Source organism: Actinomyces urogenitalis (genome assembly GCF_002861525.1).
Lineage (GTDB): Bacteria > Actinomycetota > Actinomycetes > Actinomycetales > Actinomycetaceae > Actinomyces > Actinomyces urogenitalis.
Window position 1 is genome coordinate 443,160 of the sequence record NZ_PKHA01000001.1, and the last position, 20,751, is coordinate 463,910.

Annotated in this window: 16 protein-coding genes and 1 pseudogene; 8 read left to right on the forward strand and 9 right to left on the reverse strand. The window is 69.7% G+C overall.

The window, feature by feature from the left end:
• From trpA to CYJ26_RS01905, 4 genes are all read left to right on the forward strand, one after another.
• Entirely contained in the window at positions 1-849 is an 849-nt protein-coding gene (trpA, locus tag CYJ26_RS01890) for a tryptophan synthase subunit alpha (RefSeq protein WP_006549528.1), read from the forward strand.
• Positions 846-1,466 (forward strand): type II toxin-antitoxin system PemK/MazF family toxin, encoded by a 621-nt coding sequence (locus tag CYJ26_RS01895; RefSeq protein ID WP_101637832.1) that lies wholly within the window; start codon positions 846-848, stop codon positions 1,464-1,466. The genes trpA and CYJ26_RS01895 overlap by 4 nt, the downstream gene beginning before the upstream one ends.
• A 237-nt stretch (positions 1,467-1,703) precedes the next feature.
• Entirely contained in the window at positions 1,704-1,964 is a 261-nt protein-coding gene (gene rpsT, locus CYJ26_RS01900) for a 30S ribosomal protein S20 (protein ID WP_006549526.1), read from the forward strand.
• 233 nt (positions 1,965-2,197) lie between these two features.
• Positions 2,198-3,862: a DUF4234 domain-containing protein gene (locus CYJ26_RS01905; RefSeq protein WP_006549525.1), complete on the forward strand. Its 1,665-nt coding sequence runs from the start codon at positions 2,198-2,200 to the stop codon at positions 3,860-3,862.
• 79 nt (positions 3,863-3,941) lie between these two features.
• Here the strand turns inward: CYJ26_RS01905 and CYJ26_RS10665 are convergent, their stop codons facing one another.
• The 3 genes from CYJ26_RS10665 to CYJ26_RS01920 all read right to left on the reverse strand — a co-directional run bounded on the left by CYJ26_RS10665 (position 3,942) and on the right by CYJ26_RS01920 (position 8,276).
• On the reverse strand, positions 3,942-5,813 hold the full coding sequence (locus tag CYJ26_RS10665) for an ATP-binding protein (RefSeq protein WP_180950813.1): 1,872 nt from the start codon (positions 5,811-5,813) through the stop codon (positions 3,942-3,944).
• A 77-nt stretch (positions 5,814-5,890) separates the two neighbouring features.
• Positions 5,891-7,720, reverse strand: coding sequence for an HSP90 family protein (locus tag CYJ26_RS01915; RefSeq protein ID WP_101637833.1), 1,830 nt, complete (start codon positions 7,718-7,720; stop codon positions 5,891-5,893).
• Between the two features lie 46 nt (positions 7,721-7,766).
• A complete protein-coding gene (locus tag CYJ26_RS01920) occupies positions 7,767-8,276 on the reverse strand; it encodes a type III secretion system chaperone family protein (RefSeq protein ID WP_024036494.1) in 510 nt (169 codons plus the stop codon).
• A gap of 215 nt (positions 8,277-8,491) precedes the next feature.
• On the opposite strand from CYJ26_RS01920, the gene CYJ26_RS01925 reads away from it, so the two are divergent.
• On the forward strand, positions 8,492-9,979 hold the full coding sequence (locus CYJ26_RS01925; RefSeq protein ID WP_006549521.1) for a DUF1846 domain-containing protein: 1,488 nt from the start codon (positions 8,492-8,494) through the stop codon (positions 9,977-9,979).
• Positions 9,980-10,013: 34 nt separating this feature from the next.
• Here CYJ26_RS01925 and holA read toward each other — a convergent pair whose 3' ends face one another.
• A complete protein-coding gene (gene holA, locus CYJ26_RS01930; RefSeq protein ID WP_101637834.1) occupies positions 10,014-11,042 on the reverse strand; it encodes a DNA polymerase III subunit delta in 1,029 nt (342 codons plus the stop codon).
• 56 nt (positions 11,043-11,098) lie between these two features.
• On the opposite strand from holA, the pseudogene CYJ26_RS11220 reads away from it, so the two are divergent.
• Together CYJ26_RS11220 and CYJ26_RS10930 are read left to right on the forward strand one after the other, a co-directional pair.
• A pseudogene (locus tag CYJ26_RS11220) lies at positions 11,099-11,701 on the forward strand (hypothetical protein); the annotation flags it as partial.
• A gap of 696 nt (positions 11,702-12,397) precedes the next feature.
• Complete coding sequence (locus CYJ26_RS10930; protein ID WP_180950814.1) at positions 12,398-13,195, forward strand: SHIRT domain-containing protein; 798 nt, start codon at positions 12,398-12,400, stop codon at positions 13,193-13,195.
• A 107-nt stretch (positions 13,196-13,302) separates the two neighbouring features.
• On the opposite strand, the gene CYJ26_RS01940 is transcribed toward CYJ26_RS10930, so the two are convergent.
• The 3 genes from CYJ26_RS01940 to CYJ26_RS01950 form a co-directional block, all read right to left on the reverse strand.
• A complete protein-coding gene (locus tag CYJ26_RS01940) occupies positions 13,303-14,937 on the reverse strand; it encodes a ComEC/Rec2 family competence protein (RefSeq protein WP_101637836.1) in 1,635 nt (544 codons plus the stop codon).
• A 12-nt stretch (positions 14,938-14,949) separates the two neighbouring features.
• Positions 14,950-15,753 (reverse strand): ComEA family DNA-binding protein, encoded by an 804-nt coding sequence (locus CYJ26_RS01945; RefSeq protein ID WP_244901989.1) that lies wholly within the window; start codon positions 15,751-15,753, stop codon positions 14,950-14,952.
• Between the two features lie 173 nt (positions 15,754-15,926).
• Positions 15,927-16,763: a DegV family protein gene (locus CYJ26_RS01950; RefSeq protein ID WP_034234744.1), complete on the reverse strand. Its 837-nt coding sequence runs from the start codon at positions 16,761-16,763 to the stop codon at positions 15,927-15,929.
• 56 nt (positions 16,764-16,819) lie between these two features.
• Between CYJ26_RS01950 and CYJ26_RS01955 the strand changes: the two genes are divergently transcribed.
• Positions 16,820-18,709 carry a helicase HerA-like domain-containing protein gene (locus CYJ26_RS01955; protein WP_006549514.1) on the forward strand — a complete coding sequence of 630 codons (1,890 nt, stop codon included), beginning with the start codon at positions 16,820-16,822 and terminating at the stop codon, positions 18,707-18,709.
• A gap of 12 nt (positions 18,710-18,721) precedes the next feature.
• Here the strand turns inward: CYJ26_RS01955 and CYJ26_RS01960 are convergent, their stop codons facing one another.
• Both CYJ26_RS01960 and CYJ26_RS01965 read right to left on the reverse strand, forming a co-directional pair.
• The gene (locus CYJ26_RS01960; protein WP_024036327.1) at positions 18,722-19,753 is read right to left on the reverse strand and encodes a family 20 glycosylhydrolase; all 1,032 of its coding nucleotides are present in this window, start codon (positions 19,751-19,753) and stop codon (positions 18,722-18,724) included.
• The gene (locus CYJ26_RS01965) at positions 19,753-20,745 is read right to left on the reverse strand and encodes an acetylxylan esterase (protein ID WP_006549512.1); all 993 of its coding nucleotides are present in this window, start codon (positions 20,743-20,745) and stop codon (positions 19,753-19,755) included. Before CYJ26_RS01965 ends, CYJ26_RS01960 begins: the two co-directional genes overlap by 1 nt.
• Positions 20,746-20,751: the final 6 nt, after the last annotated feature.

Genomic DNA, 20,751 nt, shown 5'->3' on the forward strand with positions numbered 1-20,751 from the left:
ATGTCCCGTTACCCTCAGATGTTCCAGCGCCTGGCGGATGCCGGCGAGGGCGGTTTCGTCCCCTTCGTCATGGTGGGCGACCCCGACGCCGGTCTGAGCGAGGCCGTCATCGAGGCCCTGATCGAGGGCGGAGCGGACGCTCTGGAGCTGGGCGTGCCCTTCTCGGACCCGGTGGCTGACGGCCCCACGATCCAGCGCGCCCACATCCGGGCGCTGGAGGCGGGAGTCGGATTCCGCTCGGCGCTGGAGGTTGTGGCCAGGGTGCGTGAGCGTCACCCTGAGCTGCCCATCGGCATGCTCATCTACGGCAACGTGCCCTTCGCCGTCGGCCTGGAGACCTTCTACCGTGAGTGCGCGCAGGCCGGCATCGACTCGGTCCTGCTGCCGGACGTCCCGGTGCGCGAGGGCGACGCGTTCTCCCAGGCCGCTGAGGCTGCTGGGATCGACGCGGTCTATATCGCCCCGCCCTCGGCCAGCCCTGACACGCTGGCCGGCGTGGCCGCGGCCTCACACGGCTACGTCTACGCCGTCTCACGGGCCGGAGTGACTGGGACCGAGACCGCCTCGTCCACGATCGGGCTGGCTGAGGCGGTGGCAAGGCTGCGGGCCGACGCCGCCGCGCCGGTCATGCTGGGCTTCGGGATCTCGACGCCCGAGCAGGTCGCTGAGGCGATCGCGGCCGGGGCGGACGGCGCGATCTCTGGTTCCGCAGTGGTCAAGGTGGTCGAGGCCCACGCCCCCGCCCTGATGTCGGCGCCGGCAGGCTCACCTGAGCGCGCCACGGAGCTGGAGGCGCTGCGGGCGGAGCTGATCGAGCTGGTGAGCGCCATGAAGGCGGCCACGCGATGAGGCTCGGTCAGGTCCTGGGGGCCCTGGCACGCCTCCTCTCCCACGCGGCGCCGCGGGAGGAGACGCGGACAGAGTCACGGACGGAGCAGGGCACCGGAGCCCCGCGTGGTCAGCGGCCGGTGCCGCGCGGTGGTGCCGCCTCCGCCCGTACCACCACCCGTCCCCGCTCGGCTTCTCCCACCACGCCGGCCTCGACCTCGGTTCTGCCTTACGACGTCGCCAGCTTGGGGCTGCCGGACTTCGTCTACGCCCCTGACCCGGACGGGGACGCTGACCCCGGCGAGGTCGTATGGACCTGGGTTCCTTACGAGGAGGACGCCTCACGGGGCAAGGACCGCCCGGTCCTGGTCCTGGCGCGTGAGCACGGCCGGCTCGTGGTGGCACAGATGACGAGCAAGGACCATGACCGCGACGCCGAGCAGGAGGCCCGCTGGGGCCGCTACTGGCACGACGTCGGATCCGGGGCCTGGGACCGCCAGGGGCGTCCCAGCGAGGTGAGGCTGGACCGGCTGCTCGTGGTGGATCCTGACGCCGTCCGGCGCGAAGGCGCGACGATGGACCGGGGTACCTTCAACGGCGTGGTCGCCGCGCTGCGTGCCCACTGGGCAGGACGCTGAGCGGGCGGCCTGTCTGAGCGAGCGTCTGGCAGGTTGACGCACCTCACGCCTCACGCAGGCCTGCGTGAGGGAAATCCAGCAGCCCGGCTGGTAAAGTCACGCCTTGGACCTCTGGCCTGGCCGACTGTGGGGTCCAGCGGGCGGACTCGCCGGGTGCTTCCACCACCTCTTGGTCTGCTGACGCGAACCCTCTCTCCGGCCATTGACCATTCACTCTTCGAGAAGGCAACTTTCACAGTGGCGAACATCAAGTCCCAGATCAAGCGCATCAAGACCAACGAGAAGGCCCGCCTGCGCAACCAGTCTGTCAAGTCCGAGCTCAAGACCTACGTGCGCCGCGTGCGCGAGGCCGTTGAGGCTGGAGACAAGGCTGCTGCTGAGGAGGGTCTGAAGAAGGCTGCTCGCAAGCTGGACAAGGCCGCTTCCAAGGGCATCATCCACCGGAACCAGGCCGCCAACCGCAAGTCCAAGCTGGCCAAGCGCGTCGCCTCCATCTGAGGAACCTGACCGGCTCACCGAGTCCGCAGTCAGTCACGAGGGCGTCTCCCACTGCGGGAGACGCCCTCCTCGTTGTTTCTCCCTCATGACGACGGCGGCTAGCATGGCACTGCAGCCGCTGACGCTGTCTTCCCCACTCCCCACGATCCCCTTGGTGTGACACCCGATGCCTCTTGCCCTGTCCCTGCCCGGGCCCATCACCTCCCAACAACACGATTGAGTGGTTACCGCTGATGTCGATCAACCCCCTCACCCTGCCCGAGCAGTGGGCGCAGGCCTTCCGCCAGGTCACGGGCCGCGAGCCCACCCAGGCCGACTACGACGCCGCCGTCCGCACTGTCGCGCCAGCACCGCCGTCAGCTCCCAGCAGCGAGGCGGCTGCGGGCACCGCCCCGGCTCCCGTCTCCTGGACGACGCCGGTCCCTGCACCGCCGGCCACGCAGCCATCAGCATCACAGGCCTACAGCCAGCCGGTTCCCCCGCCGCCGAGTCCGCTCTCAGCTGCGCCCGCCCCGCAGGCAAGCGCGCCCCTGCCACCGCTGACCTCTGCTCCAAGCGCTGCCGTGGCTGCGGTACCGCCTGTGCCGACGGCGCCTCCTCAGCCTGGTGGTTCCAGCGCGCAGGCAGCTCCCGCACCCGGCCAAGGCGCAGGTACCCGTACGGCTGGCGTCACTGGTGCCGCAGCGGTGAGCGCTGTGCGTTCCTTCTTTGAGCCCCGGATCTCCCTCGACCAGGTCCGTACCGGGTTCCAGACGATGCTGGCCAGCCCGCAGACGCACCTGCCGCAGGCCCTCGCAGCCGCTGTCGGGCTGGTCGGAGGTATGAGCACCGTGCTGATGACCTTCCTGAACCTGCGGATACTGCGGTACACGCTGGGCGACTTCGACTACTGGGGCTTTGCGACCGGGATGATGCTGATGATCATCAACCTGGTCTGCCTGGTCGGTGCACTCGCTGGTGGCGCCGTGGCGGTCTACATGGCTGCTACGGCCGTTGCGGTTCCCTCCCGGCAGACGTCTGTCAAGGCGGCGCTGAGTACGCTCGCCCTGCCCGTGGCCTTCATCGTGGTGCCGCTGCTGATGTGGCAGGTCGTCTTCCGCGTGCTGAACTGGATCATCAGGGCCATCGGCGCCGGCGGGGTCTGGTACACCACCGGCCCCTTCGAGCAACTCAGCTCTCTTGTGTGGCCGTACTACACGACGGGGAAGATCTCCATGGTCTTCATGTTCTTCGCGCTGGCCGGTGCGCTCGTCTCGTGGCTGGTAGCCACAGGGCAGATCAGCCTGCCGGCGGCCCCGGCTGCCGGTGCCTCTCAGCCGACGCCGCCGCATCCCGATCCCCTGTCCTCGGCTGCCGCTGGTCTGACCAGTGCTGAAGCGGCCGGCACGATGGCCGGCGCGGCCGTCGCCCCCACCGGGGAACTCGTGACCACAGCGCCTCCGGCCCCCAGCCAGGCTGGCGCCTACGGCCAGTCAGCCCCGGCCATGCCCACGGCAGCCAACAGCTTCACCACCTCGCGCTCGCTGATCGGCTACCTCATTGCCTCCTTCTTCACCTTCGGCCTGTACAGCCTGTACCGCTGGAGCGAGATCTCCTCAACGATCAACGCCATCGCCTCCCGCTATGACGGGCGCAAGACGATGCACTACCTCCTGCTGGCTCTCATCGTCGCCCCGCTGACACTTGGTATCGGCTACTTCGTGTGGTCTCACAACATCTGCGGACGCATCGGTGCCGAGGCCGCCCGCCGCGGCCGTCCCGGGATGCTCTCCTCCGCCGACTTCTGGCTGTGGATGGTGCTGGGCTCGCTCATCATCGTGGGTCCCTTCGTCTACTGCTACCGGGTCTTCCAGGCGATGAACTTCATCTCCGAGTCCTACAACACCCAGGGAATCTGAGCCTCGGGCGTACCAGGGGCGGGCCAGCACTTGCCGTGCAGGCCCGCCCCTGGTTCGTCCTTGGTCGCGTCGCTGCGCGCTACAGGGCCTTGATCAGCTCCTCGGCCCGGTCCGTGCGACCCGTTGAGCGCAGCAGCGCCAGCAGCTCCTCCCCGATCTGGGAGCGCTCGGTCAGGCACCTGGCGATCGTGAAGCCCTCGAAGGCGCTCTCCAGCGCGTAGACAGCGTCCTCGTCACGCCCGAGAGCCACCGCGATCCGTCCGGCCAGCCAGAAGGCGTGAGCGACGTCCTTGACCAAGCCCGAACCCGCAAAGTCCTCGCCAGCCTGGGTCGCCAGCTTGTAGGCCTCTTCCAGATCCTGCTCCTGGGCGAACAGCGTCCGGGCCAGTGTGTCCTGCAGCCGGGCACGCAGGCGCGTCTGATCCGCCTGGTCCTCGCGGCGCGCCAGCTCCTCCAGCATCTGGCACAGGTGAGTGAGGACGGCGTCCGCCTCCCCACGCGCGCAGGCCACCGGCGCCCAGGCCTCCAGCACCGCTGCCACTATGTCCGCCGGAGCCTGGCCCGCACGCAGCAACGGCACCGCCTTGGCGAACAGGGAGCTCGCCAGTCCCTCGCCAGCGGCGTTGAGGCTCTGCGCGGCCTCGGCGTACGCCGCCCCGGCTCGCTCCAGGAATCCAGCGTCGCGGGCGATCAGCGCAGCACGTTGGTAGTAGTAGGCAGCCCGCAGGTAGTCCTGCTGCCCCAACGCCTCCTCAGCCTTGGCCCACGCCCCTGCGCCGTCGCCGTGCAGCCCGGCCTCGTCCTGCTGCGCCGGCGGGGCCGGTGGGGTCTGCCCACCCGGCCCAGCCACGCCGTCGTCATCCAGGCTCGCAGGCAAGGGCTCGCCGGCGCTGCTGGCGGCCAGGAGCTGGCGTGCCCGGGCGTCGAAGTCCAGGTGACGCCCGCTGACCGGCGTGTTGATCGCCGCGTCGAGCATCTGGGCGTAACGAGTCGTGCCGTTACGAGAGTCGAAGGCTGCCGCTAGCTCACGGGCCTTGTCGATCGAGCGCTGACGCAGCGGCTCATAACGCTCGTCCCCGGCTGCGCTGAGCCCGGTGATGATGTGCAGCAGGCGCAGCAGGGCCGGCCGGGGTGGCTCAGGGGTCGGCCGGTGCTCGGCCTCCCGGATGAGGTGGACGGCCTCCTCCACGTGCCCGGAGCTGGCCAGCAGCTCGATCTGCCGGCTCTCGCCACGGTTGTGGTGCGGCTCGTCGTCGCGGCTGGCCAGGGCGTCCTTGTAGGCACGCACCGCCAGCTCGTCGTCACCGGCGTAGAAGGCCGCCAGCGCCATTGCTGTGCGGGTGTTCCACGGCTCCTGGTTGCATTCCCACTGCTGGGTACGTGCCAGCGCAATCGTCTCCTCATAGCGACTCGCATCCAGGAGCGTGTTGACCTCAGTGCCAATCTGGCACGCTCGGCAGTCGTCCTGCTGCGAGCCGGGCTCGGTCTTGACCTCCTGGAGGCGCTGCCAGACCTCCGGGTCCCCGCGGTGGGAGGCCCACAGGAACCGCGCCGTGCGCACCGGCCCGAGCCCGAGGCCTGCCAGCCGGTAGCGCCGCTCCATGTCCTCGATAAGCGCCTCGACCTGCGCGGCAGTGACCTGCGGGTAGTCGATGGCGTCGTTGACCACCCACTTGTACTCCCAATAAAGGTTGCGGGTGTCGACGGCGTCAAAGAGCTCGGGCCGGGAGTCGTACAGGCGCAGGATCCTGGCGAAGGTGGCCAGCGTGCTCATGGTCTCATCGGCAAAGGTATAGGCCTCCACCAGGTCAAGCAGACCCACGGGCAGCAGCCGGTCCAGCTGATGGGTCTCAATGTCCTTGACCACGCGCTCGGCAGCCAGGATCCTTGCCTGGCCGTATGGCATGGAGGAGATGCGTCGCAGCTCGGAGAATGCTTCCTGCTCGTTCATGTACGGCTCCTTTGCGTGAGATCGTGACGACGACGCCGCCTGCTGCCCGGTCCGATACCTCGCCCGGGTGGCGGTAGCTATCCCGGCCGGCCGGTGCCAGGTCTGAGCGCCGAGCGAAGCAGCTCAGCCAGGCCGGCTCCGTAGGCCCGCGCCTGGGAGGCACCCAGTCCCTCTCCGGCGAGCATGACGGCGGACAGGTGCAGGGAGGTCAGGGCTGCGTCAAAGACCTCCTCGCCGTAGGCGTCCAGCAGCAGGTGCGTCACCTCGCTGCGGTCGTTGAGGACCAGGGTGCGAGCCGGTTCCTGCGGCGCGGTGTCCAGCGAGCCCAGCAACCCACCCCACAAGTCAGGCGAGGCCTCGGACTCGGCGTGCAGCGCCGCCCGACGCTCAGCCTCGGGGTCCACCAGCACGATGGCCGGGACCTCGGCAGGATCGAACTCGCGCAGCATGACGGCGGTCTCGGATGACTGGAGGATCTGCTCAGCCCGCGCCACGGCCGCGGCCACCTGCGCCAGGCGCTGGGAGGTGGGCAGGCAGAGCAGGTGGACCACGTCCTTGGCCTCCAGCTCGCGAATGGGCCAGCCTCGTCGGCTGCCGAGCGCGGCGACGAGATCGGCGTCGTAGACGTAGCCGGCGTTAACCACGGTCAGGCCCTGGGCACGGGCCACGGAGCTGACGCGGCGGAAGGCCTCGGTGGTGGAGGTGTAGAGCAGCTCACTCTCCCCGCGGGCCTCGGCCAGGGTCAGCAGGCCGTCCGTGGTCTCGTAGGGCAGGACACGTGCGCACAGGTCGAGCACGGTGGTGTCGGTCAGGGCGACGGCGCGCAGTGCGAGGTGATGGGTCTTGATAATCGCCTGCGCGGTGGATCCCCGCGCGCTCAGGCACGTGGTGAGCCAGCTCTTGAGCTGCTCGCCCAGGGCCTCGCGCACCTGCCACAGCACCTCGTCCTCGTGGAGGTCCTCGCGCGAGGCGGTGGGGGTCAGGGAGTCAGCGTTGATGACGGCGCGCACAAAGAAGGCCCACTCAGGCAGGATCTTGTCCACCCGGGGTCCCAGCAGCATCTGCTTGGTGTAGACCCGGTGGCTGCCCGATCCCGGCGCCACGGCCTGAGGCAGGACGAAGGCCACGCCGCTGACCCCTGCCACGGGCACCTCCAGCGGGATGGAGGCCAGCGGCTGCCAGCCGAAGGTGGACTGGCAGTAGTCGGACATGGCCTGGTCACGGGCAGCCCGGGAGGAGTACTCCCTGCGCCAGGGCAGGACGGGCTCGGTCAGGCGCAGCCAGTGCTCCTCGCCGTCGACCTGCGTGGCGATAGCCAGGTCCACTGGCAGCAGGCCGGCGTAGTCACGTGCCAGCTGGGTGACCATGTCGGGGGCGAGCCAGTGCTCACAGTCCCGGCGCGCCACGAGCCGGACCTGGGAGCCGATCTCATGACCGGCCGGGTCCAGCTCGTCCAGGCTGAAGGTGCCGTCCGCCCTGCCCTTCCAGCGGATCGCCGGTGAGCCGGGCAGGTAGGAGCGGGAGATGACCTCGATCTCGTCGGCCACCATGAAGGCCGCGAGCATGCCGATGCCGAACTGACCGATGTACTCCCGGCGCCCCTCCCCCAGCAGGGAGTCGCGTTTGGAGGAGCGACCAATCGTTGCCAACAGCTCGCGCGCCTGGTCCGCAGTCAGCCCGATGCCAGTGTCAGTGACGCTGAGCGTGGGCTGACCGTCAGGTGCCGTGCCAGTACGCAGGCGCACTCGCATCGGCTCCTGCCCGGGCTCGGGCAGCTGGCCGCGCGCCGTCATCGCGTCGACGGCGTTCTGCAGCAGCTCGCGCAGATAGACCTGCGGGCCGGAGTACAGGTGGCGGGAGAGCAGGTCCACCATCCCGCCCAGGTCTACCTGGAAACGATCAGCCATCTGTGTCTGGAAGCTCCTGGGAAAAGAGACGTCACCCCCCGCAGGCTCACTCACCCAGCGCCTCGCGCTCGGCCTGCTCAGCCTCGAAGACCTTCCACTCCTCGGGGAAGATCTCGGTGGTCAGGTGATCGAAGAACCTCAGACCCGTTGTCATGGCGCAGTGCACGGCCAAGGCGATCTGCTCGTCAGCGGCTCCGAGCTCGAAGTCCACGTTGTGCTCAGCCATGACGACCGTCTGGTCGGCATCGTTGAGCGCGGCAAAGGTCTTGGGCCACAGGGCCCTGGTGTTCCAATCGTTGCACGCCTGCATGGCCTTGGGCAGCTCGTCGGCAGGCAGAGGAAGATGGAAACGCCCCTGGATACGCAGGATCTCACCCTGCTCACCACCACGCATGAAGAAGAAGATCCCGGTGTCCCAGCCGCAGGCGAGGTCACCGTCCTCGTCATAGCCGTACTTGAGCTCGTCATCCTCTAGGACCTTGGCCACACGGTCGAGGCTGAGCGGGGCGAGCGGGTTGTAGGAAGGGGTGGACGCGTCCTTGCTGAAGAAGCCCATGGCAGTCTCCGGATCCGTACTCGGGGGGCAATGAGATGGGTAGGGTGAGCCTATCGGCGTCCAGCAGTTTTGTCTTGACGATCACACAGCGACCTTGTCATCCGTGCCAGTGGTGAGTGCGCGCGGTCTGCGGTCAGCGAGCCTGACGCAGTAGAATCCCCTGGGCCGGTGCCTGATGCCCGCCTCCCGCTAGCCCCCGACGTCAGGAGACACCGATGCGAATCGGATTTGACCGCGAGAAGTACCTGCGGATGCAGTCAGAGCACATCGCCGAGCGTCGTGCGCAGTTCGGCGGCAAGCTCTACCTAGAGTTCGGCGGCAAGCTCATTGATGACATGCACGCCTCGCGTGTCCTGCCCGGCTTCACCCCGGACAACAAGATCGTCATGCTGGCCGAGCTGGCGGACGAGGTCGAGATCATCGTGGCGGTCTCCGCCAAGGACCTGGCCCGTCACAAGGTGCGTGCGGACCTGGGGACGGGGTATGAGGAGGAGGTCCTGCGCCACATCGACGCCTTCCGTGGTTACGGGCTGTACGTGGGCAGCGTCGTCATCACCCAGTGGACGGACGACAACCGTCAGGCCAAGTCCTTCAAGCGCAAGCTCGAGCGCCTGGGCATCAAGGTCTACCGCCACTTCCCGATTCCCGGCTACCCCAACGACGTCGCCAGGATCGTCTCCGAGCACGGCTACGGACGCAACGAGTACATCGAGACCGAGCGCGACCTCGTCGTCGTCACCGCTCCCGGCCCTGGCTCAGGCAAGATGGCCACCTGCCTGTCCCAGATGTACCACGACCACGCTCGCGGGCTGGCCTCGGGCTACGCCAAGTTCGAGACCTTCCCGATCTGGAACCTGCCGCTGGACCACCCGGTCAACATCGCCTACGAGGCCGCTACCGCGGACCTGGACGACGTCAACATGATCGATCCCTTCCACCTGGCTGCCCACGGGGTCCAGACGGTCAACTACAACCGCGACGTCGAGATCTTCCCGGTCCTGTCCCGGCTGTTCGAGGAGATCCTGGGGTCCTCGCCCTACCAGTCCCCCACGGATATGGGCGTCAACATGGCCGGCCACTGCATCAGTGACGACGAGGCCTGCCGCGAGGCCTCCAAGCAGGAGGTCATCCGCCGCTACTACAAGGCGCTGGTGGCCGAGAAACGGGAGATGACCGACCCGGTCCAGTCCGAGCGCATCGCCCTGCTCATGTCCAAGCTCGGCATCGACCGCGAGGACCGGCCGGTGGTCCCGCCCACGCTCAAGCTCGCCAAGTCCACCAAGGCGCCGGCTGCGGCGATCGAGCTGCCGGACGGCACGATCGAGCTAGGCAAGACCAGTGAGCTCCTGGGGTGCTGCTCGGCGATGCTGCTCAACGCGCTCAAGCGTCTGGCGGGGATCGACTCGGGGGTAGACCTGCTGGCCAAGGAGTCGATTGAACCCATCCAGGCACTCAAGACCCGGCACCTGGGCTCACGCAACCCGCGCCTGCACACCGACGAGGTGCTCATCGCCCTGGCAGTGAGCGCCAACGGGGACGACAACGCCGCCCGCGCCCTGGCCCAGCTGGACTCGCTGCGGGGCTGCGACGTGCACACCTCGACGATCCTGGGCTCGGTGGATGAGGGGATCTTCCGTCAGCTGGGGATCCAGGTGACCAACGAGCCGGTCTTCGCCACCAAGTCCCTGTACCGCAAGCGCTGAGGGCGGCAGGCCGGGAAGGCTGTCTCCGGATCTCTTAGTGGCGCGGGCGCGGGATGCGTCCGTGGCGGGCGTTGCAGATGGCCAGGACGGCGCGCTCGACGGCGTGGACCGGGTCGCGTGAGGCTCCCTTGACCTCGGCGTCGGCGCGGGCCACGGCCTGGATGGCGTAGGCCAAAGCGTCGTCGGACCAGCCGGCGAGCTCGCGGCGAGCGCGGTCCACCTGCCAGGGAGCCATCCCCAGGTCCCTGGGGCTCATCTGCCGTCCCCCGGAGGCGGCCACGCGCGCCAGCTGGCGGATCTTCATGGCCAGGGCCGCCACGAGCGGGACGGGCTCAGTGCCGGTGGCGATGGCGTGACGCAGGGCGGTGACGGCCTTGGCCACGTTGCCGGCGGCTGCGGCGTCGGCCACGGTGAAGCCGGTGGCCTCGAAGCGCCCGGCGTAGTAGGTGTTGACGGCTTCCACCGTGATGGTGCCCTCGACGTCCGCCACGAGCTGGTCGACGGCGGAGAGCAGCTCGCGCAGGTCGCTGCCCAGCGCGTCGACGAGGGCTCCCACGGCCTCGGTCTCGATACGGCGCCCAGCCGCGCGTACGTCCGCGGTCACGAGGGCCGCCTTGTCCTTGGGGGACTTGACGGCCTCGATGGTGACCACCGGGTAGGGCGAGGCGGCTAGGGCATCGAGCAGCTTCTTGCCGCGCTGGCCGCCGTTGTGGCGCAGAAGGACGACGACGTCGGGGTCGGCGTGGGAGGCGTAGGCGAGCAGGTCGGCGAGCAGGGCGTCACTCATCTGCTCCAGGGCGGGGACGTGGACGAGCTTGGGCTCGCCGAAGAGGGAGGGTGAGACGAGGGCGTCGAGCTGGTGGGACTCGTAGGTGGCGGCCTCCAGGCGCACGACCTCCGTCGTCGGGTCCTTCTGGCGGGCCAGGGAGAGCACGCGGGCCACGGCGCGGTCTGCCAGGACCTCCTCACCGGCGCGGATGAGGATGATCGGCGCCAGGCCGACCTCGTTCCAGGCCGGGCCGGCCGGTGCCTTGCGCTCGCGTGGGGACCGTGAAGCTGCCATGGGCCAAGCCTGCCACGGACCTCGGACACGAATCCGCACCCGGTGCGGTCCTGGGGATGGCACCGAGTCCGTCACGCGGTCGACTGAGCCTGAGGGGGCACATAGACTGTGCACAAGATGCCGGCTCGCCCGACTTCTCCCCCGCTCCCCGCACTTCCCAACGCGTCAGCTCACCTGGTCGCGCGAGGACGCAGGACACGGACGACGGCGCCGCGTCACCTACCAGCCCGGCCCCCACCGGGTCCCACACCACACGTCAAGGAGTGAACAGCCGTGGCACACCACCTCAGGCGGGTACTCACCAGCGCGGCAGCAGGAGCCCTCCTGCTGACCGGGCTCGCCCCCGCCGCCAGCGCCGACAGCACTCCCCCCCCCAGCCAGCCACTGACAACGCGGTAACCGCTGACGCCGCGCCCCTGTGGGACGAGAACGGCTACATCGTCGCCAGCAACCAGCAGGACCTGGACGCCGCCATCGCCAAAGCCCGCGAGGCCGGAGTCACCGTCACCACCTCAGAACAGAAGCTTGATGCTGTAGCCAGCAACGACGCGGAGCAGGCCAAGACCCGGATCGAGCGGTCTAACGCAGAGGCGATCAAGGCTCTCAACACGGCAGTCACGAAGCAGCAAGAATACAATCTTGCGTTTGAGACAAAATTGAAAGAGGAACTCAAAAAGGTCCTCGAGGTAGAGAGCAACAAGGGGCTCGTTCTTGGAGACGAGGTGGATTGGGACAGTCTCTCAGTCATAACCCCCGCAACCAAGGAGCGGGACGAGAACCACAAGTTCACACTGAACTCGGACGGACGCGACCTCATCACGGCCAAGAAGGTCACGGTCGGCCAAAGCTGGAGCTACTCGAACGTCTTTCAGAATGCCCATGAGGGATCATGGGTTGACTTGCGACTGACCCTGATGTCAGCAGCATCCCACAACAATGACGGAACCGTGAGAGAGGTCGATGAGGTTCCGCTGAACGCAGTCATGATCGACAAGCGCTCGGTTGCGTTTGAGACCCTCAAGTATGACGTCACGATCAAGGTTGACTTCCTGAGCAACGGAAAACCTGTTGAAGTAACCCCACTCCTCATCTTCACAGACGTCGATGAAGGACAGGCTGTCAATATCGATTCTGACAACCTCATCAAGGCGTACGCGGGCAGCTCCGTCACGATAGGAGAAAAGAGTGCGAACCGCGGCTCAAAGAACTCTGTCTACAGCAGTGACCACATATCTGCGGCCCCGAGCAATCGCCCATTCTGGGCAGCCTTCGCGCTGAGACCCACCTCGTCTTTCACGTATACCTATTTTGATGGAACATCAAGTGGGTCCCTGCACGGGATTGGCGGGAGCGCCTTGGCGTTCGACCGCCCCAGCAAGAGTTTTGTTGATCCGGTCGAGGTGACGATCCAGTCCCAGCAGGTCAAGCACCAGGTGGACTACAAGATCGTGGGAGACGCTCCCACCACCAGCGACGAGTTGCCTGCTGTGTCCACCTACGCCCACAACGCCGGCGTCACCATCGCCGACGGCCTGAGCACCGAGTCTACCGACAAGGACGGCACCCCCGGAACCTGGACCTTCAACGGCTGGTACACCACCAGCGACCTCAACACCAAGGCCCAGAGCTTCACCATCACCCAGGACACCACCCTCTACGGCGCCTGGGAGTTCACCCCCAACACCTACAAGGTGACCCACGAGTTCGTCTCCGGCACCAAGGGCATGGACCTGCCCGACGAGATCACCAAGCGCACGCCTGCCAACCAGGAGGGCATCCTCAACGGCACCACCGTCAACCCCGGCACCTTCGACGCCACCGACTACGTCGACGAGGCCAACGACGGCACCTGGACCTTCCAGGCCTGGGACGCCACCGAGCAGACCATCAACAAGACCGACGCCCACTTCATCGGCACCTGGATCTTCACCGCCAGCACCAAGCCGGTGCCGGCACCAACCGATCAGCCCACCGCGACGTCTAAGCCCACGGCCGGCCCCACGTCAACCGTGACGCCCACGCCGTCGGCCAAGCCTGTGGTCAAGCGCAGCCTGGCCAAGACCGGTACGTCCACCGCACTGGCACTCTCCGCTGCAGGTAGTGCTCTGCTCGCCGGAGCCCTCCTGCTGAGCAGGAGGCGCAGCCGCTCCTAAGGAGATGGCCGCCATCTCATAGGCCCGGGGTCCTCAGTGGAACTCATCGACTGAGGACCCCGGGCCTCACCTTGTCCGTCCTTGCACGTGACAGGACCCATCGCGTCTCATCCACCTCGGCTGCGCCGCTTAGCCCTCGCGCTCCGCCAGCCGACCAGCACCGCCGTCGTCTCGATCGCCGCGAGAGCCACGGCTCCCCAGACCCCTTCCGGCCAGGCCACCACCGCCCCTGGCAACGAGGCGAAGGCGCGAGCCACCAGCGCGAGCCAGGCACAGCCCACCAGGGCAGGCCAAGCGACCACCGCCGCGAGCCCCAGCCACAGCGGCGCCACCAACGCCGCCGCCAAGCCGCACAACGTGGCCACCGGCACCGCCGGTGCCGCCAGGACGTTGGCAGGCACCGCCCACAACCCCACACTCGGCTGGAGCGTGACGAGCAGCGGCGCACACGCCGCCTGCGCCACGAGTGGCACGGCCAGCACCGTCGCCAGCCATCTCGGCAGCCACCGGCCAAGACCCGCCTGCACCGGCGCCGTCCCCAAGACGATCCCGCCCGTCGCCGCGGCCGAGAGCGCGAAGCCGTAGTCACGCGACTGCCACGGGTCCACCAGCAGCAGCACCACCAGCGCCCCGCACAGCGACGGCAGCGTGGCGCTGCGCCTGCCCAGCGCCACTCCAAGGAGCATGACGCTACCCATAGCAGCCGCTCGCAGCACCGAGCCGCTCGGTCGCACCAGCACCACCAGGCCAGCCAGGGCAACCGCACCAGCCAGGGCACGCCACCGGCGCGGCAGGATCCCTAAGGCACTGAGTACCAGACCGGCCAGGATCGCCACGTGCTGCCCGGAGACCGCGGTGAGGTGGGTGAGCGAGACCGCTCGCATCTGCTCACGGACCTGACCCGGCAGCGCCGAGTCGTCACCCAGCGCGACCCCCGGCACCAGCGCGTGGCTTCCCGGTGGCCAACGCCTGGCCTGCACGCCCTCGCGTCCCGCGGCCTCGACCAGTCCCTCACGCAGGCGCCCGACCACCGCGAGCGCGCCCGACGGCGGCCCCACCACCCTCGGCTGCGCCTGCGCCCCGATGACGGCCGCTTCGCCGCTTCCAGGCTCCGCCGCCTGCAACCTGGTACGCACCTGCACCCGCTCCCCCACGTGCGTGTGTAGCCACCCTTCCCTGCCAAAGACCATCGCCCGTTGCCGTGAGGCCCGGCCGTCCACGCTGAGGACCGTCAGCTCAACGAGCACGCTCGTGGCGCGCTGAGATGCCGTGGCCCGCGGCGCCGTCGCCACCACGGCCTCGATGCTCACTTCTCTACCTGCCCTCGCCGCCTGGATCAGGGGGTCGGCTGCCCGGGCGTGCAGACCCGCAGCGCTGACCACCAGCACGGCGCAGGCTGCCAGAGCACTGAGGGCAACACTGGCCGACGCCGGTCCGCGCACCGTGGCGGTGTCCGTCCCTACCCCTGGGCGCGGGTCGGCGCGGTGACGCGCGGGCCGGTAGCGCCGCGCCCGCCTCAGCGCGAGCACACCGACTCCGATCCAGACCACGGCTGCCACAACCACGACGCCCAGGTGTGCCTCCTGCGCCACCGCCCACCACGCCGTCACCCATGCGGCTACCGCAGCCGGGACCAGGCGCAGGTCAAGGGGTTCGGGAGCAGTCGGCGCCGTGGCGGCCTCGGGCACCGACTGACTGCCACTGCCCCGCCGGTCATCTGCTGCCTGCTGCCCGCTGCTCATACTGCGGCTCCGTCATACCGTGGCCCTGTCCCGCAGCGCCTCGAGCTTGGCCTGGCCGATGCCCGGGACGTCGAGGAGGTCCTCAACCGTGGCGAAGGGCCCGTGGGACTCGCGGTGACTGACGATGCGCTCGGCCAGCGCCGGTCCGATGCCGGGCAGGTCCTCAAGCGCGGCGGCGTCAGCGGTGTTGAGGTTGATGAGGCCGCCAGCCTGCGCCCCCTGCGAGTGTGCTGGCTGCCCGTCAGTCTGCCCTGCGGTAGCCTGCCCGCTCCCGCTGCCGGCAGGTTGCTGCGCCCAGGTTGAGGTGTCCTCCCCCGCCCGCGGCACACGCACCTGCTCGCCGTCGGCGAGCGGACGGGCAAGGTTGAGCTGGTCAGTGTCCGCGTCCGCCGCCGGGCCACCGGCAGCGTCAATCGCGTCGGCCACGCGCGCACCCGGCCGCAGGACCACGACGCCGGGCACGGCCACGGCGCCAGCCACATGCACCACCACCTGGGCCGGGCCGCTATCGGGCGAGGCTGGGTCCACGGGGACCAGGTCCTGGTCACCTGGGGGAAGGGAGGAGGTGGGGACCGGCGACTGAGCCCGCCGGCCGGGTGGCGCCTCCTGCCCGGCGGGCGCCGTCAGCATGGTGCGGGCGGCGAGTACCAGGGCCAGGGCGATGAGGCACACCCCCAGCGCCAGGGCCACCCGTGGCAGGAGAGCGGCCCTGCGTGGACGGATCTGGCTCGCTTCGTCCTCCGTGCGGCAGGCCAGACGCACCAGCTCCTCCAAGCTGGCGCGAGGCGCTGGGCCCTTGGCACGTCGACCGCTCATAGCACCGACGGTAGGGCTAGTCCTGTCTCGGCCGCTGCGAGCCTGTGGACGGACGCTGCCAGGCCTGTCGCGGGGCCGGCCTGTGGAGCCCGGGCTCGCCTCGTCCGGGCCACCACGCTTCGCCGCCCGGCGCGTCAGCCTCGCAACCGGACGCTTGAGACCGCTGGGACTACTCAGCGGCGAGGATCAGCCAGCGCCGGGGCGACGACGACGCCCAGCGCCCCGGTCCCCAGGTGCACCCTCGTCGCCTCATCCACCGGCGAGCGCAAGATCGCCTCCACCTGCGTGCCGGCCTCGGCCATGGCCTGGGCAAGGTCATTCTCCAGCTCCCGCCCGTCAGCGGGGTCATCCCCATAGTGCACGGCCAGGCGCACGGGCATGGCCGGCGGGCGTGGGCCACGGGTGCGGCCCCCACCGGCCTGCTCCACCGCGATCTCAACGAGCCGGCGTCGGGCTCGCGCTCGACCACGCACCACCTCAACCAGGCTGATCCCGCGCTCATCGGCCCGTAGGAGGGGACGGATACCCAGTGCCCCGCCCATCATCGCCGTCGTGCGGTCCAGCCGCCCTCCGCGGCGCAAGGGGGCGAGGTCGTCCACCAGGAAGGTCAGGTGCGAGCGTGAGGCGGACTCACGTGCCCGGGCGAGCGCGCGGCGCAGGTCCTCAGCCTGGCTGGCCGCGAGCGCCGCCAGGCCCAGCGCCCCCGCGCTCACTCCGAGGTCCAGGACGGTAACCTGCGACCCACCCTCAGCCAGCTGCGCGGCTGCCAGGCGCGCGTTGTCCACCGTGCCTGACAGCGCCGCCGTCAGGTGCAGGGCGAGCACCGGCCCGCCGCGTGCCAGCCCCGTCTCGTAGGCACGGCGCAGCTCCTCCACGCTCGGTCGAGAGGTCGAGGCGGGCGTACCGTCCGCGCCAGGCACGGTGTGCAGGGGGACGACTTCGATGCCGTGACGGCGCGCGAGCTCGGGCGGCAGGCAGGCCGCGGAGTCGGTGACGACGGCGAGGCTCATGCCGTCCAGGGTAGTACCGGGCCCGGTCCCGGACCCCGAGCACGTACCATTCCCCTGTGACTGACGCCTCCTCCACCCAGCCCACTGATCCCGCTGAGGTCGCCCGTCTCAAGGCCGCAGCCGCCCAGGCTGCTGCTGAGGCTGCCGAGGCTGCGGCCCAGGCCGCCGAGGCACGTGCTGCGGCCGCGCAGGCAGCCTTGGAGGCGGCGCTTGCCTCGCCCCAGGCGCCGAGCGCGCCTGAGCCCTCACCTGATGCCTCACCCCAGGACGATCCCTACGCCGCCTCCGTGGCAGCCGGCTACTCCTTCTCCGGCCCTGTGCTGCCGGTCGGCACCTACCTCAGCGCGCCGACGGCGTCGAGCGGCTCCCCCGCCGCCGAACCCGCTGCTGAGCCCACCGCCGTGCCCGGGGTACGGGTTGGTATCCCCATGGGCCTGCTCAACCGCCACGCCCTCATCACGGGAGCCACCGGCACCGGCAAGACCCGCACGCTCCAGCTCATGGCCGAGGGCCTGTCAGCCGCGGGCGTGCCCGTCTTCCTCTCCGACGTCAAGGGAGACCTCACGGGCCTGGCCGAGCCAGGTACCTCCTCTCAGCGCCTGGAGGCCCGCCTGGCTTCCACCGCGCAGCAGTGGGCGCCCCAGGCCTTCCCCGTGGAGCTCTTCAGCCTCGGTGGCCGGGGCCACGGGGTACCGATCCGCACCACGGTCACGGAGTTCGGCCCCGTCATGCTCGCCCGCGTGCTGAACCTGTCCGAGACCCAGACCGCCGCCCTGCGCCTGGTCTTCCGCTGGGCGGACGAGCAGGGTCTGGCCCTGGTGGACCTGGGGGACCTGCGCGACGTCGTGACCTACCTGACTACCACGGACGAGGGCAAGGCGGCACTGCGCACCATCGGTGGGGTGTCCTCAGCCACCGCAGGCGTCATCCTGCGCCAGGTCACCGCGCTGGAGGCCGACGGCGCCGACCGCTTCTTCGGTGAGCCGGCCCTGGACGTGCACGAGCTGATGCGCGCCACCGCGGACGGGCGCGGCGTCATCAGCGCCCTGGAGCTCGACGACGTCCAGTCCCAGGGCGTGCTGGTGTCCACCTTCCTCATGTGGCTGCTGGGCGAGCTCTTCGAGGAGCTGCCCGAGGTCGGGGACCTGGAGCGTCCCCGGCTGGTCTTCTTCCTCGACGAGGCCCACCTGCTCTTCGACGGCGCCTCCCCCGCCTTCCTGGAGGCCGTCACCCACACCGTGCGCCTCATCCGTTCCAAGGGCGTGGGGATCGTCCTCATCACCCAGTCAGCCACCGACCTTCCCACCCAGGTGCTCGCGCAACTAGGTTCACGCGTCCAGCACGCGGTGCGCGCCCACACCCCTGCGGACGCGGCCAACCTGAAAAAGATCGTGACGACCTTCCCCACCTCCCCGCTGGACCTGCCCACGGTCCTGCAGACCCTGGGCACCGGCCAGGCCGTGGTCAGCGTGCTGGATGAGAAGGGCCGCCCGGCACCGGTGGCGCCGGTGGTCGTGGACGCCCCGGCCTCAGTCATGGGGCCCGCCCAGGCGACCACCGTCAGCCAGATCCTCACTGGCTCCACGCTGCTGCCCCGCTACGCCGAGCCCATCGACCCTGACTCGGCCAGCGAGGCCCTGGCCCGTCGGCTCGTCCAGGCTGAGCAGGCACGCGAGGCGGAGAAGGCCGCAGCGCAGGCCCGTGCGGCCCAGGAGAAGGCTGAGCAGGAGCGTCGCAAGGAGGCGGAGCGAGCGGCAGCGGCCCAGCGTAAGGAGGCGGAGCGCCTTCAGCGCGAGGCGGAGAAGGCCGCTGAGCGTGAGCGTCGCGCTGCCGAGCGTGCGGCCGAGCGCCGTCAGCGCGAGATCGACAAGACCCTGGGTAGCATCGGCCGCCAGGTCACCCGGGAGCTGACCCGCTCGATCCTGGGCAACCTGCGCCGGCGCTGAGACCGCAGGCCCTCAGCCCTGCATGATGCGGGCGAAGGCCTCCATGGCAGGCTCCAGCCCCTGCCAGACCTGCTCCGGCGTTTCCAGGCCCGGGTCATCGCACCACACTGCCATGCTCGCGCCGCGCAGCCACGGGGTGTCTCCTTGCGGGTCCTGGCGCGTGCCGTCAGGGCGCGCTGGGAAGCGGCGCGGGTTCCAGCCGGCCAGGCTCTGCGCAGTCGGACGCGCAGCGTACGGGTGACCGGGACCGGCCAGGACGTAGTAGAGGTCGCGGTCGGAGTAGTTGATGACGCGATGCCCGGCAGCCAGGACGCGCTCCAGGGACGGGTAGCTCGGGTGCCAGTCAGTCCAGTAACCGACCGTCACCTGCGCCGACAGCCCCTGGCGGGTACCAGGCTGGTAGAGGGCGTCATTCCAGGCACGCACATCCGTGATCCCCAGGCTCTCCAGGTGCGAGACCACCTCACCGAGGAAGTGGACGTAACCGTCCAGGACGTGGGCGCCGGGCCCGCAACGCCGCTCGGCCTCCGCCGCCAGCTGGGGGAAGCGCTCGGCAAGCGGCGCCTCCTGGGTGACGTCAAAGGCCTCGTCCCCGCCCAGGCACCAGGCGGTGGAGGGCACCATCTCGTGCAGCTCGTCGATAAGCTCCAGCGCCAGGGCGACGGCCTCGGGCCTGGAGTAGTCCAGGAGCCGGGACCCTTCCTGGGTCTGGCTGGCGCGCAGCCGGGGGTGGTGGGCCAGCACCGCTCCCAGGTGCCCGGGCACGTCCAGGGCGGGCACGAGGCGCACGCCCAGCTCGCCGGCAGCCTCGACCAGTCCCGCAAGGTCCTTCCGGCTCAGGTGCTCGGGGCTGACCACCTCGGGATGAGCGGCTGAGGCCACGCGGTAGCCCTCGTTGTCAGACACGTGCAACTGGAGCTCGTTGAGGTCGAGGGCGGCCATGCGCTCCAGCAGGCGGTGGATCCAGGAGGCGCTGAAGTACTTCCGGCCGGCGTCCAGGTGGACGGCTCGGACCTCGTAGGCGCAGGGCGTCACGGCGCTCATCACAGGTGCTCCTGCAGCCAGCGGCAGTGGGCCAGCACCTGGCGGTGCCCGCCGCCCTCGTGGGCGCCGTAGGAGTAGACGTCAATCCGCTTGTCCGCGGCCGAGCACAGGTTGTGCGCCGCGAAGCAGGTAGAGGTGGGGCACACCGGGTCCAGCAGGCCCGTGGAGAAGAGCGTCGGGGCGCTCAGCCGCGAGGCGAAGCTGACGCCGTCGACATAGGACAGGGTCCGCAGCGCCGCCTGCTCGGCCTGCGGGCTGACCCCCAGGAAGCGCACGAGCTCCAGGTAGGGGCCGGCGCTGGCCAGCTGCAGGGCGCGCGGGATGTGGGTGATGAAGGGAGAGTCCACGCAGGCCGCCTGGACGTGGCCGTCCAGGGCCGCGGCGGCCAGGGACAGTCCCCCACCCTGCGAGCCGCCCACGCAGGCGATGCGCGAGGCGTCCACCCCTTCCAGGGTGCGCATGAGGCGTACCGCCGCCACCGAGTCCAGGATCGTGCGGCGGTAGTAGAAGGTCTCCGGGGAGCCCACGCCGTCGGTCAGCCATCCGGCTGCGTGGGCGCCGGTGCTGCCGGGGTCTGCGGTGGAGCCGTAGGCCCAGTCCCCGCCCTGGCCACGAGGGTCAACGATGAGGTGAGCGAACCCGGCCATCGCGTACCAGGGAACCTGGCCGGGCAGGCCGCGCCCGCCACCGTAACCGACGAACTGGACCACGCCGGGCAGGCCGGCAGTGCCCAGAGCAGCGGCGTCCTGCCTGCCACCAGCGTCAGGCACGGTGAGCAGCGCATGGACCGGATCGCCGTCGGCCCCGGCGAAGACCAGCTCCCGGATCGTCAGCCCTGGGAAGGGAGTGTCCTGGAGCTCGTCACAGATGAGCTCGGGGCGCTGCGGTAGGCCCTGGAGCTGGGCGGCCCACCAGGCGTCGAAGTCGGCCGGCTCGTCGAGCTCGGGGGCATAGGCACGCAGCTCGGGCAGGGGCATGTCAAGGACGGGCATATGCGT

Excerpts from the sequence above, each read along its gene's own strand:
- CYJ26_RS01920 (WP_024036494.1), bottom strand. The coding sequence starts at position 8,276 with ATGGGCTTCTTCAGCAAGGACGCGTCCACCCCTTCCTACAACCCGCTC.
- CYJ26_RS01960 (WP_024036327.1), bottom strand. The coding sequence starts at position 19,753 with ATGAGCGCCGTGACGCCCTGCGCCTACGAGGTCCGAGCCGTCCACCTG.
- holA (WP_101637834.1), bottom strand. The coding sequence starts at position 11,042 with ATGGCAGCTTCACGGTCCCCACGCGAGCGCAAGGCACCGGCCGGCCCG.
- CYJ26_RS01950 (WP_034234744.1), bottom strand. The coding sequence starts at position 16,763 with ATGAGCCTCGCCGTCGTCACCGACTCCGCGGCCTGCCTGCCGCCCGAG.
- CYJ26_RS01965 (WP_006549512.1), bottom strand. The coding sequence starts at position 20,745 with ATGCCCGTCCTTGACATGCCCCTGCCCGAGCTGCGTGCCTATGCCCCC.
- trpA (WP_006549528.1), top strand. The coding sequence starts at position 1 with ATGTCCCGTTACCCTCAGATGTTCCAGCGCCTGGCGGATGCCGGCGAG.
- CYJ26_RS10665 (WP_180950813.1), bottom strand. The coding sequence starts at position 5,813 with ATGAACGAGCAGGAAGCATTCTCCGAGCTGCGACGCATCTCCTCCATG.
- CYJ26_RS01940 (WP_101637836.1), bottom strand. The coding sequence starts at position 14,937 with ATGAGCAGCGGGCAGCAGGCAGCAGATGACCGGCGGGGCAGTGGCAGT.
- CYJ26_RS01905 (WP_006549525.1), top strand. The coding sequence starts at position 2,198 with ATGTCGATCAACCCCCTCACCCTGCCCGAGCAGTGGGCGCAGGCCTTC.
- CYJ26_RS01925 (WP_006549521.1), top strand. The coding sequence starts at position 8,492 with ATGCGAATCGGATTTGACCGCGAGAAGTACCTGCGGATGCAGTCAGAG.
- CYJ26_RS01915 (WP_101637833.1), bottom strand. The coding sequence starts at position 7,720 with ATGGCTGATCGTTTCCAGGTAGACCTGGGCGGGATGGTGGACCTGCTC.
- CYJ26_RS01945 (WP_244901989.1), bottom strand. The coding sequence starts at position 15,753 with ATGAGCGGTCGACGTGCCAAGGGCCCAGCGCCTCGCGCCAGCTTGGAG.
- CYJ26_RS01895 (WP_101637832.1), top strand. The coding sequence starts at position 846 with ATGAGGCTCGGTCAGGTCCTGGGGGCCCTGGCACGCCTCCTCTCCCAC.